General features: G+C 43.1%; 13 protein-coding genes. 7 read left to right on the top strand and 6 right to left on the bottom strand.

Annotation, left to right across the window (positions count from 1 at the left end; all coding sequences use genetic code 11):
- Positions 1 to 68: 68 nt before the first annotated feature.
- The 3 genes from traF to ilvY form a co-directional block, all read right to left on the bottom strand.
- Complete coding sequence (gene traF / locus GFB48_RS08165; protein ID WP_163933776.1) at positions 69 to 1,241, bottom strand: conjugal transfer protein TraF; 1,173 nt, start codon at positions 1,239 to 1,241, stop codon at positions 69 to 71.
- Between the two features lie 10 nt (positions 1,242 to 1,251).
- Positions 1,252 to 2,283, bottom strand: coding sequence for a hypothetical protein (locus tag GFB48_RS08160; protein ID WP_163933773.1), 1,032 nt, complete (start codon positions 2,281 to 2,283; stop codon positions 1,252 to 1,254).
- A gap of 123 nt (positions 2,284 to 2,406) precedes the next feature.
- Positions 2,407 to 3,297: an HTH-type transcriptional activator IlvY gene (gene ilvY, locus GFB48_RS08155; protein WP_163934038.1), complete on the bottom strand. Its 891-nt coding sequence runs from the start codon at positions 3,295 to 3,297 to the stop codon at positions 2,407 to 2,409.
- A gap of 141 nt (positions 3,298 to 3,438) precedes the next feature.
- Between ilvY and ilvC the strand changes: the two genes are divergently transcribed.
- The 5 genes from ilvC to ilvA all read left to right on the top strand — a co-directional run bounded on the left by ilvC (position 3,439) and on the right by ilvA (position 10,404).
- Entirely contained in the window at positions 3,439 to 4,917 is a 1,479-nt protein-coding gene (ilvC, locus tag GFB48_RS08150; protein WP_163933770.1) for a ketol-acid reductoisomerase, read from the top strand.
- 171 nt (positions 4,918 to 5,088) lie between these two features.
- The gene (gene ilvG, locus GFB48_RS08145) at positions 5,089 to 6,738 is read left to right on the top strand and encodes an acetolactate synthase 2 catalytic subunit (protein ID WP_205597701.1); all 1,650 of its coding nucleotides are present in this window, start codon (positions 5,089 to 5,091) and stop codon (positions 6,736 to 6,738) included.
- Positions 6,735 to 6,986 carry an acetolactate synthase 2 small subunit gene (gene ilvM, locus GFB48_RS08140; protein ID WP_163933767.1) on the top strand — a complete coding sequence of 84 codons (252 nt, stop codon included), beginning with the start codon at positions 6,735 to 6,737 and terminating at the stop codon, positions 6,984 to 6,986. Before ilvG ends, ilvM begins: the two co-directional genes overlap by 4 nt.
- A gap of 17 nt (positions 6,987 to 7,003) precedes the next feature.
- Positions 7,004 to 8,860, top strand: coding sequence for a dihydroxy-acid dehydratase (ilvD, locus tag GFB48_RS08135; RefSeq protein WP_163933764.1), 1,857 nt, complete (start codon positions 7,004 to 7,006; stop codon positions 8,858 to 8,860).
- Positions 8,860 to 10,404, top strand: a complete 1,545-nt coding sequence (ilvA, locus tag GFB48_RS08130; protein WP_163933761.1) for a threonine ammonia-lyase, biosynthetic — start codon at positions 8,860 to 8,862, stop codon at positions 10,402 to 10,404. Before ilvD ends, ilvA begins: the two co-directional genes overlap by 1 nt.
- Before the next feature lie 56 nt (positions 10,405 to 10,460).
- On the opposite strand, the gene GFB48_RS08125 is transcribed toward ilvA, so the two are convergent.
- Complete coding sequence (locus tag GFB48_RS08125; protein WP_163933758.1) at positions 10,461 to 11,591, bottom strand: fatty acid desaturase; 1,131 nt, start codon at positions 11,589 to 11,591, stop codon at positions 10,461 to 10,463.
- 139 nt (positions 11,592 to 11,730) lie between these two features.
- Between GFB48_RS08125 and fabR the strand changes: the two genes are divergently transcribed.
- Positions 11,731 to 12,345 (top strand): HTH-type transcriptional repressor FabR, encoded by a 615-nt coding sequence (gene fabR, locus GFB48_RS08120; protein WP_163933755.1) that lies wholly within the window; start codon positions 11,731 to 11,733, stop codon positions 12,343 to 12,345.
- Between the two features lie 25 nt (positions 12,346 to 12,370).
- Here fabR and trmA read toward each other — a convergent pair whose 3' ends face one another.
- Positions 12,371 to 13,468 carry a tRNA (uridine(54)-C5)-methyltransferase TrmA gene (gene trmA / locus GFB48_RS08115; protein ID WP_163933752.1) on the bottom strand — a complete coding sequence of 366 codons (1,098 nt, stop codon included), beginning with the start codon at positions 13,466 to 13,468 and terminating at the stop codon, positions 12,371 to 12,373.
- Positions 13,469 to 13,749: 281 nt separating this feature from the next.
- Here trmA and murI point away from each other — a divergent pair, with 281 nt between their 5' ends.
- Complete coding sequence (gene murI / locus GFB48_RS08110; RefSeq protein ID WP_163933749.1) at positions 13,750 to 14,511, top strand: glutamate racemase; 762 nt, start codon at positions 13,750 to 13,752, stop codon at positions 14,509 to 14,511.
- A 2-nt stretch (positions 14,512 to 14,513) separates the two neighbouring features.
- Here murI and GFB48_RS08105 read toward each other — a convergent pair whose 3' ends face one another.
- Entirely contained in the window at positions 14,514 to 14,954 is a 441-nt protein-coding gene (locus GFB48_RS08105) for an RNA-binding protein (RefSeq protein WP_163933746.1), read from the bottom strand.
- Between the last annotated feature and the right edge of the window lie 502 nt (positions 14,955 to 15,456).

The following is a 15,456-nucleotide window of genomic DNA, read 5'->3' as shown; positions in this document are numbered from 1 at the left end:
GCCAGTTAGAGCCTAATAAAAAGACCGCTTAACTGAGCGGTCTTTTGCGAATTAACCTTTTAAAAGTCCTACATGCTAATAGCAATATTAGCCATGTAGCGGCGATCATCATAATCACCAATATTGGGGCCTAACTGCTCCATGTAGGTGGCGACTCCAACACGGAATATAGATAAACGTAAGTGTATACCACCGGTAATATTGCCTTGGTAATAGCCAGCACCAAGCTCAAGATCGCTGAAGGTATTTTTCCATAAATATGTTTTAATTCCTGCTCTGAACCTCTTACTAACGTTGGTATCACTAACATCGGTGTAATGAATGATGTTAGTCGGTCCTGCCATATGGTAGTAACGTTGATTATTCGCATTTAATAAATCAATATAATCGAGAGCAATTTCGGTGTGACTTAAAATATCTGGATAGAAAGCCGCACCAAGATTAACAGTCATTGGTTGAGTGCCATATCTATTATTGAAGTCCAGTTTACCAATATTCAGTACAGAAGCACCAAAAGTAGGCTTTAACCAATAATTATCAAGGCTATAGCGTGCACCAATATCAAAGCTAAACGCTGAACCATTTTCATTTAATTTATCATCGAGGGTTTTAATTACATCATTACTCTTGATGAGGTCAATAGCAGTAACGGTACCTTCATAGCCCTTTTGCTGGAAAAACTTAGCAGAAGCACCAATAGATAAATTAGAGTTAACAAAGCTAAATTTACGAGCCAGGGTACCAATGGCGCCACCATAAGCGCGAGATTGTGTTTCTAGAAAGCCTTTACTGGCACCATTGGCATGGGGGGTGATATTGCCATCACCAACCGCTAATAAGCCTAATGACCAGGCCCACTTACCATGGTTATAGCTCAATGATGAGAAATTAGATATGTCACCATGGAAGCGTTCGCCAGAGTAGGCAGCAAAAACATCCACTAAAATATCAGTGGCATCATCTAATTCAGAAGCTTCGTTAATGTCATTAACCACATCCTGAACACCTTTAGATGCGATCAGTTGGGCACCAATGAGCTCTAAATGGAGGTCATTTTCCTTCAAACTGGTAATGCCTGCTGGGTTACTAAAAACAGAGGAGCTAAGACCGCCATTAGCAATATTGGCGCCGCCCATGGCCATTACCCGTGAGTCTTTATATAAATAACTTAACTCAGAGGCATGGGTGTGAAAAGCTGAAAATACTATCGCGCCAATAGGCAAAAGAGTTCTAAAATTCATGACTTATTTCCTATTGATTATTCAAGTATGTGATGATGTCTTCAACTGTGATGTCACTACCGTCAGGGCTAATTTCATCCTTAAATTGCTGTAAAGTAGCTAAAATCTCTTGGTTATCACCTGTTAATTCAGTCAATTGCTCGAGGCCATTATTGAGGGCAGTAACAATGACATCAGCAACAGCAAGATTAGTCGGTTGTGGGTTGGCTTCAGTAACCGGAGCTGGGCAAGCAAAACAGGCATCTGAATCTTTACTACATTGTTCAAAAGTTGCAGTGCAGTAACCTTCAGTGAAGAGGCTACTTGGAATGCTTGGGTCAATCAAAAAGCTATCACTGCCAGTTGCACTGCTGATTTTAATTGCCGTGAAGCTGTCTAAATAGCCCTCAAAGTTAACCACACTGCTGTTATCAACGACAGCGCCAGATTGGCAAATATAGCCTGCGCCTTGTGAATTAGCGGTCGTGGCATATTCAAGCGCACATGTTGCTAAATCCATTTGTTGTTGTGCGTCAAACTCTTGGTTAACCCAGGCGTCAACTTGACCAGCGGTCATAGTATCGATTGCAATTGCTGTTTGAAGAACACCAACGAAACCTTGATAGAAGCAAGCTTGATCTTCTGCAGAGGTCTTAAATTTAATTGCTGCACATTGTCGACCTAGAAATTTGCCAAAATAGTTGTTTGCTTTATCCAAAATGGTAAGCGCATTGTCTTTGGCATAAGTATTCAGACTGACGATATAGTCAGTATAATTATTGGTATTTTCAGCAAGTAGGGAATCGATAATATTTTCAAGTGTCAATCCAGCAAAGCCCATATAAGCAACACCTAAATCAAAAAAGTGCTCATTATTGGGGTAGCTATCGGTACATTGTTTATCGTTTTCTAAAGTGTCGATAACCTTGGCAAAGTTACCTTTATCCAGGTCCTGTTGAACGTAGAACTGACAGTGCTGAATTTGCTCATTTTCACAGGCACTAAGGAATAATGCCCCGATAACAATGATGATCTGTGTCATCTTTAAATTTAAAAGTTTCATTTTGGGGTCCTACCGCATATTTGTTATCAAAAATAAACGGCAGAACAGTTTGAAACTTGAGCAAAAAGCCCCTTTTATTAGCAAAATTCATCAAAGGGCATCAGTAACGCTGCAATGAAGTGCTTACTCAATGGCCTCTTTTTCAATACTTTGTAAAAAAGCATTGATGGTGGCTTGGTTCACTTTTTTCTTTGAGGCGCATAAGCCTAATTTAAATGGTTCTATGGTAGCACCAGTTTGATAGCTTTTAACTCGGTCTTTTACAGGGCTGTTTTCAACCACCACGGAAGGCGCAATGCCAACACCACAGCCCAAAGCGACCATGCTAACCAAGGCTTCGTGGCCATTTACTTTGGCATAAATATTAGGTTGGATATTCATTTGTTGGAACCATGCATCAATTCGCGCACGAGCAGCGCCATGTTCTGGCAAAATGAAGGGTAATTCATGCCAAGGAGTAGGACTTTGCTGTAATTTTTCTTGTACAGAGCATGGCATAGCGGGACCGATGATGCTTAGGGGGATGGTATCGATATCAACAAATTCCATTCCTTCTGGTAAAACCCCAGGTCTAGCTGTAATAGCAATATCTGATTGACCACGTTGGATATGCGCTAAAGCGGAATCAGGGTCACCTGTTGTTAGTTGGATTTCAATCTTAGGATGCTGCTGTTTAAAACGCTCTAAAATACCAGGTAGGTGAGAATAAACGGCTGTCACTGAACAAAACAGTTTAATTTCACCGGTCAGTTGGCCACTGGTATCAGCCATGTCTTGGCGAAGACTTTGCCATGCATCTACGGTCTGTCTTGCAAAGCGTAAAAATTGAATACCCGCTTTAGTTAACTTTACACTGCGGTTATCACGCTCAAGGACAGGCTGACCCACTTGATCTTCTAAGCGTTGAATACAACGACTAAGGGTTGATGGGCTGACATGCATTTGTTGCGCAGTACGGGCAAAGTGGAGGGTTTCACTTAGATGTAAAAATAATTTTAAGGAACGGATATCCATGTTTTTACTCAAATTTCACTACTTGAAATGTTATATGGCGAATATATCATTTTTCGCAACCCAGTGACTAGGTTATATTGACCGAAAAGTTTACAAGCGCACTGATTTTTCTTTACAAGCGCATGGATGATAGGGTTAATCATGTCAAATTACTTCAATACTTTAAGTTTACGCGAGCAGCTAGCTCAATTAGGTCAATGTCGTTTTATGGACCGCAGTGAATTCGAAAACGGCTGTGAATTCATCAAGGGCTGGAAAGTGGTTATTCTTGGTTGTGGTGCACAGGGCCTTAACCAAGGTTTGAACATGCGTGACTCTGGTCTTGATGTTTCTTTCGCTTTGCGCCAAGTTGCCATTGACGAGAAGCGTGCTTCTTTCGTTAACGCTTCAGAAAACGGTTTCAACGTTGGTACCATTGAAGAGTTAATTCCTTCTGCGGACCTAGTATTAAACCTAACTCCAGATAAACAGCATACTGCGGCGGTTAGCTCAGTAATGCCACTAATGAAGCAAGATTCTGTTTTAGCTTATTCACACGGCTTCAACATCGTTGAAGAGGGTATGAAAGTTCGTGATGACATCACCGTAATCATGGTGGCTCCTAAGTGTCCTGGTACGGAAGTACGTGAAGAGTACAAGCGTGGCTTTGGTGTACCAACACTTATCGCCGTTCACCCTGAAAACGATCCACGTAACATTGGTTGGGATGTTGCAAAAGCATACGCATCAGCAACCGGTGGTGACCGTGCGGGTGTTCTACAAAGCTCTTTCATCGCAGAAGTTAAGTCTGACCTAATGGGTGAACAAACCATTTTGTGTGGTATGTTACAAACGGGTGCTATTTTAGCGCACGAGAAAATGCTTGCTGATGGTATGGAGTCTGGTTATGCGGCCAAACTAATCCAACAAGGTTTTGAAGTGATCACCGAAGCACTTAAGCACGGTGGCGTAACCAACATGATGGATCGTCTATCAAACCCAGCCAAAATCAAGGCGTTTGAAATTGGTGAGCAGCTTAAAGAAATTCTAAATCCATTATTCTTAAAGCATATGGATGATATTATCTCTGGTGAGTTCTCATCAACGATGATGGCTGATTGGGCAAATGATGACAAAAACCTATTAGCATGGCGTGAAGCAACAAACGAAACCACTTTTGAGCAAGCGCCACAAAGTGATGAGTACATCGACGAGCAAGACTACTTTGACAAGTGTATTTTACTCGTGGCTATGGTGAAAGCTGGTGTTGAAATGGCGTTTGATGCCATGGTTGCAGCGGGAATTATTGAAGAGTCTGCTTACTACGAGTCACTACACGAAACGCCACTCATTGCCAACACTATTGCGCGTAAGCGTCTGTACGAAATGAACGTAGTAATTTCTGATACTGCAGAATACGGTTGTTACTTGTTCTCTCACGCAGCTGTGCCTATGCTTAAAGACTACGTTAACAATATTTCTTCTGAATTTGTTGGCCAAGGTATGAACGTTAGCACTAATTCTGTTGATAACGTGCAGTTAATTGAAGTAAATGAAGCTATCCGTAACCACCCAGTAGAGGCAGTAGGTGCCAAGCTACGTGGTTACATGACAGCGATGAAGAAGATTGTTGAAGCTTAAGGTTTAAAATGAATCCAGTGTTTAGCCGTATCATTATTATTCTACTTACCGTGGTGATTATTTCACCTTGTCGGGGGTAGCGGCTACACGCTATAAGTTTCTATAAAACACCCCCGACCCAAATCGGGGGTGTTTTTTTTTAAACAAATTTAAAGGAATAAAGGTAGATAAATGATTTCAGGTGCTCAGGCTGTTGTACAAACCATTCATCGTCATGGTGTAAATTGTGTTTTTGGCTACCCTGGTGGGGCAATTATGCCTGTATATGATGCTTTGTATGAATCACCTGTTAAGCATGTGTTATGCCGCCATGAGCAAGGAGCAGGGTTCGCAGCATTAGGCTTTGCCAGAGCAAGTGGTAAGGTCGGGGTTTGTATTGCCACCTCAGGTCCGGGGGCAACCAACTTAATTACTGCATTAGCTGATGCCATGATGGATTCGGTGCCTATGGTTGCTGTTACTGGGCAAGTGCCGCAGGTTATGATTGGTACTGATGGCTTCCAAGAAATCGATGTACTGGGATTGTCACTGGCGTGCACCAAGCACAGCTTTTTAGTGCGCTCAATCGACGAGCTTATCCCAACCCTTTATGAAGCTTTTGAACTGGCGCAATCAGGCCGTCCGGGTCCGGTACTGGTTGATATTCCTAAAAACTTACAACAGCAAATGTTTGAGCCACAATGGCTAACCATAGAATGCATGCCCCCAAGCATCCCAACCTTAGGCTGTGAACAACAGGCTATGGCGTTAATGCAAGCCAGCCAAAAGCCCATTTGCTATGTGGGCGGTGGGGTATCCTTAGCTGATGCGGTAACAGAACTGCGCCAGTTTTTAGCCACAACAGGGATGCCTGCGGTGACCACTTTAAAAGGCATTGGCAGCTGTGACCCAGATTCACCACACTTTTTAGGCATGCTAGGCATGCATGGATTAAAAGCGGCGAACCTTGCAGTGCAAGAGTGTGATTTGCTGGTAGTGATTGGCGCCCGCTTTGACGACCGCGTAACGGGTAAGTTAGATGAATTTGCCGTTAACGCGAAAGTCATTCATATCGATATTGACCCAAGTGAAATGAACAAAGTGCGCCCAGCTGACGTATCGATTCTAGGGGATTTAAAGTACATTTTGCCAGCTATGGGCTGTGCGCTTGATATTGCCCCTTGGAAGCAGCAAACCACAGGCATGAAAGCCCTATCAAAATGGGATTACAACGCCCCAATTGAAGGCATTTACGCACCTAAAATGTTGAACCAACTGGCCGATGCTCTGCCAGCAAATTCAGTGGTAACCTGTGATGTTGGCCAGCACCAAATGTGGGTGGCTCAGCACATGTACTTTAATAGTCCAAAAGATCATTTATCGAGTTCGGGGTTAGGCACCATGGGCTTTGGTTTACCTGCAGCCATTGGCGCCCAAGTGGCCCGTCCGCACGATACCGTAGTGGTGGTTAGTGGAGATGGTTCATTTATGATGAACGTGCAAGAGCTCACTACCATTAAGCGTCTGCAAATTCCGGTCAAGATTCTACTGATTGATAATCAGAAGCTGGGCATGGTGAAGCAGTGGCAGCAACTATTCTTTGATGGACGTTATTCTGAAACAGATTTAAGTGACAACCCTGATTTTGTGGCGATGGCAGCAGCTTTTGATATTAAAGGTATGCACATTAATAGACCCGATCAAGTGGCCGATGGAATTGCAAACCTAATCAATAGTAAAGGCCCGTTTATTTTGCATGTGTCAATTAACGAAACCGAAAATGTTTGGCCACTGGTACCACCTGGAGCCAATAATTCACAAATGATGGAGCAAGTATCATGACTTTTGCCTTAGAAATAATTGCCAATAACAAACCAGAAGTCTTAGAGCGCATTTTTCGAACTATCCGTCATCGTGGTTTTAACGTTACAAAAGTAAGTGCTCACTTATTGAGCAGGAGTGAGCTGCAGGTAAATGTCGATTTGTATGGTGAACGTGAAATACATTTGATTACTCAGCAGTTAGAAAAATTATATGATGTTAACCATTGTCAGTTGACACAAGATTTAGCCAAAGCCGCTAACAATTAATTTATAAGGGAATTATTATGCCTAAGTTACGATCAGCAACCTCAACCCAAGGACGCAACATGGCCGGTGCTCGTGCACTTTGGCGTGCCACGGGTGTAAAAGAACAAGATTTTGGTAAGCCAATCATTGCGGTAGTAAACTCGTTTACTCAATTTGTACCAGGCCATGTTCATTTAAAAGATATGGGTCAGTTAGTGGCGGGTGCCATCGAACAAGCAGGCGGGATAGCTAAAGAATTTAATACTATTGCCGTAGATGACGGTATTGCCATGGGTCATGATGGTATGCTTTATAGCTTACCATCCCGTGACATCATCGCTGACTCGGTAGAATACATGGTTAATGCCCACTGTGCGGATGCCATGGTGTGTATTTCTAATTGTGACAAGATTACTCCGGGAATGCTTAACGCTGCAATGCGTTTGAATATCCCTGTGATCTTTGTATCAGGTGGCCCGATGGAAGCGGGTAAAACTAAACTCGCTGATAATATCATTAAGCTAGATTTAGTGGATGCCATGATTGCCGGTGCTGACCCTAAAGTGTCAGACGAAGATTCAAAGCAAATTGAGCGTAGTGCTTGCCCTACTTGTGGCTCATGTTCAGGAATGTTCACTGCCAACTCGATGAACTGCTTAACCGAAGCCCTAGGTTTATCGCTACCGGGTAACGGTTCAATGCTGGCTACCCACAGCGACCGTGAGCAACTGTTCTTAAAAGCAGGCAAGATCATTATGGATCTTTGCGAACAATATTATAAGAATGATGACGATTCAGTCTTACCGCGCAATATCGCGAACTTCCAAGCGTTTGAAAACGCCATGAACCTAGACATAGCCATGGGGGGCTCATCAAACACGGTACTGCATTTACTAGCAGCAGCCCAAGAAGCGGGTATTGATTTTGATATGGCTGATATTGACCGCTTGTCGCGTCAGGTACCACAGCTATGTAAAGTCGCGCCATCTACCCCTAAATATCATATGGAAGACGTTCATCGTGCCGGTGGCGTGATGGGTATCCTTGGTGAGCTTGCCCGTGGTGGGCACTTGCACACTCAAGTAAATCACGTTGCTGGTGGAACATTGGAAGAAGTGCTTGCCAAGTACGACATTAAGCAAACGACTGATGAAGCCGTTAAAGAATTTTATCGCGCTGGCCCTGCAGGCATACCAACCACTAAGGCGTTCAGTCAGTCTACTCGCTGGGATAGCTTAGACGATGATCGTGAAAATGGTTGTATTCGTTCAAAGGACAATGCTTTCTCATTAGAAGGTGGTCTGGCAGTACTAAGCGGTAACATTGCGGTTGATGGCTGTATTGTAAAAACCGCCGGTGTAGATGATGATAACTTAATCTTTAACGGCACTGCGATTGTATTTGAAAGCCAAGACTCAGCGGTAGCTGGCATTCTTGATGGCACTGTAAAAGCTGGTCATGTCGTGGTGATTCGTTACGAAGGCCCTAAAGGTGGCCCAGGCATGCAAGAAATGTTGTACCCAACCAGCTACCTAAAGTCGATGGGCTTAGGTAAAGAGTGTGCGCTTATTACTGATGGTCGTTTCTCTGGTGGCACTTCAGGTCTGTCTATCGGTCATATCTCCCCTGAAGCAGCATCTGGTGGTGAAATTGCATTAATTGAAAATGGTGATGCAATTAGTATTGATATTCCAACCCGGACAATTAATTTGCAAGTATCGATTCCCGAGCTTGAAGCCCGTCGTGCAGCGATGCTAGCCAAGGGTAAAGATGCCTGGAAGCCGGCGGAAAAGCGTGAACGCCGAGTATCTGCAGCCCTTAAGGCATACGCCATGCTAGCGACCAGTGCCGACAAAGGTGCGGTACGTGATCTGTCGAGATTGGAGCAAGAATAATGACCAGCCAAGCACTGCCGACAAGTTCTCTTGCGCAGCAGTATATGCAGCAAACTTTGCTGTGTAATGTGTATGAGGTAGCGGTGAAAACACCGCTATCGAACATGGAAAAACTGTCTAAGCGATTAGGGGTAGAAGTCCTTCTTAAACGTGAAGACAGGCAACCTGTGCATTCATTTAAATTGCGTGGTGCTTACCACCGCATGGCGCAATTAACCGATACCGAAAAACAAAAAGGTGTGGTGACAGCATCGGCAGGTAATCATGCTCAAGGTGTTGCCTTATCATCCCACGCTATGGGCGTGGATGCGGTCATTGTTATGCCGGTCACCACTCCAGATATTAAGGTTGATGCGGTTAAAGCCCGTGGCGGCAATGTTTGTCTGTTTGGGGAAAACTTTAACGTCGCCAATGACTATGCTAAGCAAATGGCGATCGAAGAAGGTCGAGTATTTATTCCACCGTTTGATGATAGTGATGTCATTGCCGGTCAAGGTACTGTCGCCATGGAAATGCTGCAGCAAGACAGAAATATCCAAGCGGTATTTATTCCGGTAGGTGGCGGTGGCTTGGCGGCAGGAATGGCAGCTTATTACAAAGCAGTTTTACCCCAAGTAAAAATTATCGCGGTCGAGCCCGATGATGCCGCCTGCTTGAAGGCTGCAATGGAAGCGGGTGAGCCGGTTAACTTAGATTCAGTTGGAATTTTTGCCGAAGGTGTGGCGGTTAAACGTATTGGTGATGAAACCTTTAGGGTATGTCAGCAGTATGTGGATGAAGTTATTACGGTAACCAGTGACGAAATCTGCGCTGCCGTTAAAGATGTATTTGAAGATACCCGCGCCATTGCTGAGCCTGCCGGTGCATTGTCGTTAGCCGGCCTTAAAAAGTATATGGTTAACTCGAATGAAGGCTTTAGTAAAGTAGCTGCGGTATTAAGCGGTGCTAATGTTAACTTTCATTCGCTGCGTTATGTCAGTGAGCGTTGTGAACTAGGTGAAGCCAAAGAAGCGGTATTAGCCGTAACAGTGGCAGAAAAGCCGGGCAGTTTCTTAGCCTTCTGTAAGGAAATTGGCCAACGCCAAATTACTGAATTTAACTATCGTTTTTCTGGCCGTGATAGTGCTGTGGTATTTGCAGGGTTACAGCTGAGGAACGGCAAACAAGAACTGGATGAGCTGGTAGCGCAATTACAGCAAGCTGGCCATCAAGTAGAAGATTTATCCCAAGACGAAACGGCAAAATTGCATGTTCGTTACATGGTCGGCGGTAAGCCACCGGTACCATTACAAGAAAGTCTGTTTAGATTCCGCTTTCCAGAGCACCCTGGGGCGCTGATGAATTTCTTACAGGGATTACAAAGCCGTTGGAATATCTCATTGTTCCATTACCGCAATCATGGTGCTGCCTTGGGTGAGGCCTTGGTGGGTTTTGAATTACCGACTGAAGATAAGCAAGAGTTCGAGGGATTCTTAGATGCGTCGCAGCTGGAGTGGCAAGAAGTGACTGACTCACCAGCTTATAAGATGTTTTTAACTCGCTAGCGTAACCATAAAACAAAACGCCCTCGACTGAGGGCGTTTTACTTCCTAGATGTAATCTAAGCTAAGGCTTGTGCCTTAGTGCTGGCCAATAATAACTGCCATTTGCTGAGCTGCTGTTTATATGCAAACATTAACTCTTGGTATTGGCGTTTGGCCTGTTTGTCCCATTTGTGTTTACTGACGCTAAGTAAACGTTTCTTCTCTAAATAGATCTGATTTAGGGAATCTGACATGGCTTCGTATTCGTGGGTCAACTTATCTAAAAGCTCAATAGCATTATGCTTGGTCAGAAACTTATCCGCCGCTTGCAGCTGCATTTTGGCTTTGGCAGCTAAAATTTTCTCTTCAGAAATCTTTTTCAAATTAGAAGCGAGTCCACATAAAGATAACCCTTTGATTAACCATTTGGTTGGGTCGTAGTGCCACCAGGCAATACCGTTACGATAATCAAACTGAAACGTATGGTGGAAGTTATGATAGCCCTCACCAAAGGTCAGCAGTGCTAAAAAGCCATTATCTTTAGCACTATGGAGATCAGAGTATTTTTGCTTACCAAACTTATGGGCAAAGGAATTAATGGCAAAGGTACTGTGTTGTACCAGTACTAGTCTTAAAGCCCCTAATACCAATAAGCCAGCAATCGCATCACCCAGTAGTGCACCTATGGCCAGTGGCAATGCCACATTCATAAGTATCACCAGTGCTAAATAGTGTTTGTGTTGCCAAGCGACAATCGAGTCCTTTTGTAAATCTTTGGCATTTGAGTAGTCATGGTAGTTACTGGCTTGGTATTCCCTTAGCATCCAGCCGATATGACTAAAGAAAAGGCCATTAGCAGCGCTGTAAGGATCTGGCTCTCTGTCCACATGTTTGTGGTGTTGGCGGTGATCGCTACTCCAATGCAGAATGGAATTTTGCAGCGCTAGGGCGCCACCAAGGGCATAGACTAAACGCACTGACCAGTGGGCATTGTAGGCTTTGTGGGACCATAATCTGTGGTAGCCGCCAGTAATAGACATACCGCTATAAAACACCAAAATAACAAAGCCAATCCATATGCTGGCATCAACACTGTTATAGGCGAGCCATAGCGGCGCTAATATCAGTGCGGCGATGGTGGTGCTAATAAAGAATATGATATTGACCCAAAGCAAGGGTGGCTTGCTGCTTACTTCTTTTACTTCCATTATACTATTACCTAAATTCAGTCGCTTAGCTAACTAACATAGAGCTTAAGCTGACAAGACTCAAATTATTTTCGGTCATAATGTATACGCAATTGACATAGCGACTGATCAATAACATAACTTTTATTGGACACAAAGCATGGGCGTCAGGGCAGAACAAAAAGAAAAAACCAGAAGAGCGTTAATTGATGCTTGTTTTAATCAGCTATCAGCAGAAAAAAGCTTTTCAACTTTAAGCCTGAGGGAAGTATCGCGTGAAGCTGGAATCGCGCCAACTTCATTTTATCGCCACTTTAAAGATATGGATGAGCTTGGATTGACGCTGGTGGATGAAGGTGGCTTATTGTTACGTCAGCTGATGCGTAAGGGTAGACAACGTGCAGAAGCAGGCGGTGGGATTATCCAAGCCTCAATTGAGACCTTTATTGAGGTATTAGAACGCTATCCAAATATTTTCCGCATATTATTGCATGAGCGGTCAGGGACCTCAGCCCAATTTAGATCGGCCGTAGCCCGTGAAATCGAGCATTTCACTTTGGAGCTGGCCCATGATATTGAAGAGCGGGGTAAATTTAATTTCGATTTTGCCTATGTGCAGGCTGATGCCATGGTGACGTTAGTCTTTACTTACGGTGCTAAAGTGCTGGACATGAAAAAACCACAGCGCATGGACATGGTGAAAAACCTAGTGATGCAACTGCGCATGGTGTCTTTTGGCGCTGATACCCTATACAAAAAAACGAGCGCTGATTAACGCTCGTTTTTATTTGAGGAAGCCATCATTTCGCTTCTAAAATCACACCCGCTTCCATATGGTGGGTGTATGGGAATTGGTCGAATAACGCAAAACGAGTCACCTTATGGGTAGAACTTAAGGATTCTAAGTTTTCCTTTAGGGTATCTGGGTTACAAGAGATATATACAATCTTATTGTACTTGCGTACTAGCTCAACGGTATCTGGGTCTAAACCTGCGCGCGGCGGATCAACCAAAATGGTATTACAGTTGTAACCCTTAAGGTCGATGCCTTTTAAGCGGTTGAATTCACGCTTACCTTCCATTGCTTCGGTAAAGTCTTCTGCACTCATACGAATAATAGTGACATTATCAATATTGTTCGCTTCAATATTATATTGGGCGGCATGAACTGAAGGCTTAGCGAGTTCCGTCGCTAATACGCGGTCGAAGTTTTTGGCTAGTGCCAATGAGAAGTTACCGTTACCACAGTAAAGCTCTAATAAGTCACCAGTGCTATTACGAGTTGCATCAATGGCCCATTCAAGCATATGGGTAGCCACCTTAGCATTAGGTTGGGTAAAGCTATTTTCAATCTGTTGATAAATTAGCTTTTGACCATCTACTTCTAACTCTTCAACGACCCAATCTTTATCAAGCAGGTGTTTTTGCTTACGAGCACGACCGATAATATCTAGCTTAAAGTCATTGTTTAGTAGCTCTTTAAGTTCTTTTGCTTCGGTTAACCATTGCTCATCAAGCTGGCGGTGGTAAAGCATACTTACTAGAATCTCACCGCTAAGGGTGGAGAGGAAATCTACTTGGAACAGTTTAAAGCGAAGGGTTGGTTTATCTTTGATCGCTGCAATCAATGCAGGCATCACTTGGTTAATGAGCTTGCTCGCAGGTAAGAACTGATCAGTACGAACTCGCTCATTCAATTCTTTATCAAACATGATGTAAAACAAGTCATCACCCTCATGCCATACGCGAAACTCGGCACGCATACGGTAATGTTCAGGGTCAGATGCAAAAGTCTCTAACTCTGGCATATCAAAATCATTGAAGATATGACGCATCTCTTGCTGCTTCTGTTCAAGCTGTTGCTGATAATTGCTTGGGTTTATCGCATTTAAATTCATGTTTGACTCAGTTGAGATTAAGTTGGGGCGAAATAGTATACTAGTTAGTGCTATTGTCTAGGGTCTCTAGCGCTTTTCTGTTTGTTTCAGCAGCAATTTGCTAAGCTTTTAAACAGAACTAAGCGATTACGACAGATTACACTAAGCTAATCAGCGGCAACGCACTGTAACAACGATCAAAATAAGCTTCAGAGCGCTATCGTTGATAATAATTCCCAAAACTTATTTGTAATTTCGAAACACTATGGGAACATTAACAAAAATTTTAGTATGTATTTATTGTGTATTCATCTATTTTAGTCTTTGATTCAGGTGTTGGTGGTCTATCTATTGTTGAGCACTTGCAAGATAGTTATAAAGTTAGCTATTTAGCTGATGATGCGCGCTTACCATATGGTGAGTTAGCAGATGATGAGCTTGTTGAGGGGGCGGTAAAACTCATCAAACAAGTTATCGCAAAACAACCAATTGATGCAGTAATTGTCGCTTGCAATAGTGCTAGTACCTTAATACTACCGCATTTAAGAATGGCAATAACACAACCGGTTGTGGGAGTTGTCCCGGCAATTAAACCTGCAGCTGCTTGTACAAAGAACAATAAAATTACACTATTGGCTACCCCAGGTACTGTAAGACGTCAATACACTAAAGACTTGATCAATGAATTCGCCAAGGATAAACAAGTTCAACTTTTAGGCTGCTCTCAACTTGTCCATCTGGCTGAAGCTAAGTTATCAAAAAACACTATCGATGTGAGCCAATTACAGCAGCAACTATTACCAGTCATACAATATGGCAGTGATGTAGTGGTATTAGGTTGTACCCACTTTCCATTATTGGCTGAAGAAATTCAGGATTATTTAGGCGAGCAAGTCAAATTGATTGATTCAAGTGATGCCATCAGACGCAGGGTAGAACAGTTGCTTCCAATGACTAATCAGGCTGAGCTTCTGCAGGCTTGGTTTACTTCTGGCAAGGTAACAATGGGGAAAGCGCTAAAAGACTTCGGCTTTAAACAAACCGAAGTCCTAAACAGTGATTGAATTTAATCTTTACGTTCTTGGCTTTTTGCTTCACGCACTTTCAAAGTACGCTCTTGAAACTCATTATCATTCAGTTTCTTCATGGCTTTGATAGCACCTGAGCTAGACATTTCAACAAAACCAAAGCCCTTACGTTTATTAGTCTTACGGTCACGGACCAAACGTACAGAATTAACAAGACCATATTGGGCAAATAAGTCTCGCACATCACCCTCATGAACACGATAAGGTAAATTGCCTACATATAAGGTAGTAAACTCTTCATCATCGCTCGATGAAACTGAAGGGCTAGGTATACAGGCAATCACAACAGCAGTAACAATAGCTGCTACAGCAAAAGTAATGCCTGGGGGAGGAGAAATCATGGCTGCAACATCGAGAACATCGAGAACAAGGAAACCAATAACAGCAACAACGATACCCACTAAAACAGATTTAAACATAGTTGGATCTCAAAATAGTATAGAAAACGAAAACTTAACAGATATTTAACGCAGTACAGATAATAATGAAACTTTGCCAATAGCTCTAGTGTTTAGGGTAAAAAAAATACAAAAAAAGAGGAAATTTAGTGCAAATGTAGAGCTAGGCAACATAAAACAGTAAGGTTGGTGCTTTTTTGGTCAGTTGAACTTGAGTTTTGTAAAAAGGGGTTGCGTAAATAAATCCGCTCCCTATAATGCGCATCCACTGACACGGGGCAAGGCACTAAAGCGCCAGCAACGTTGGAGCTACCAGGTAGCTCAGTCAGGGTTGAGGTTAAAACTTAAACGGTTGAAAAACTTTTTAAAAATAACCCTTGACCACGGGCTCAAAATCATTAAGATACGCAGCCCTGACCGACACGGTCAAACGTTCTTTAACAATGTAATCAAGTAATCTGTGTGGGCACTCACAGGCATTTGAAAATCAACAAAACGATTTTCTCAATGTACTTTAGTGTTC

It is taken from the genome of Paraferrimonas sp. SM1919, assembly GCF_010993985.1.
In the GTDB taxonomy this organism is placed as follows: domain Bacteria; phylum Pseudomonadota; class Gammaproteobacteria; order Enterobacterales; family Shewanellaceae; genus SM1919.
The sequence above is the reverse complement of the archived record's forward strand: the minus strand, read 5'-3'. Positions and strand labels throughout refer to the sequence as shown.

Coding starts and splice junctions, on each gene's coding strand:
- traF (WP_163933776.1), bottom strand. CDS start 1,241: ATGAATTTTAGAACTCTTTTGCCTATTGGCGCGATAGTATTTTCAGCT.
- GFB48_RS08125 (WP_163933758.1), bottom strand. CDS start 11,591: ATGGAAGTAAAAGAAGTAAGCAGCAAGCCACCCTTGCTTTGGGTCAAT.
- GFB48_RS08105 (WP_163933746.1), bottom strand. CDS start 14,954: ATGTTTAAATCTGTTTTAGTGGGTATCGTTGTTGCTGTTATTGGTTTC.
- ilvY (WP_163934038.1), bottom strand. CDS start 3,297: ATGGATATCCGTTCCTTAAAATTATTTTTACATCTAAGTGAAACCCTC.
- ilvG (WP_205597701.1), top strand. CDS start 5,089: ATGATTTCAGGTGCTCAGGCTGTTGTACAAACCATTCATCGTCATGGT.
- ilvA (WP_163933761.1), top strand. CDS start 8,860: ATGACCAGCCAAGCACTGCCGACAAGTTCTCTTGCGCAGCAGTATATG.
- ilvM (WP_163933767.1), top strand. CDS start 6,735: ATGACTTTTGCCTTAGAAATAATTGCCAATAACAAACCAGAAGTCTTA.
- ilvC (WP_163933770.1), top strand. CDS start 3,439: ATGTCAAATTACTTCAATACTTTAAGTTTACGCGAGCAGCTAGCTCAA.
- ilvD (WP_163933764.1), top strand. CDS start 7,004: ATGCCTAAGTTACGATCAGCAACCTCAACCCAAGGACGCAACATGGCC.
- trmA (WP_163933752.1), bottom strand. CDS start 13,468: ATGAATTTAAATGCGATAAACCCAAGCAATTATCAGCAACAGCTTGAA.
- fabR (WP_163933755.1), top strand. CDS start 11,731: ATGGGCGTCAGGGCAGAACAAAAAGAAAAAACCAGAAGAGCGTTAATT.
- GFB48_RS08160 (WP_163933773.1), bottom strand. CDS start 2,283: ATGAAACTTTTAAATTTAAAGATGACACAGATCATCATTGTTATCGGG.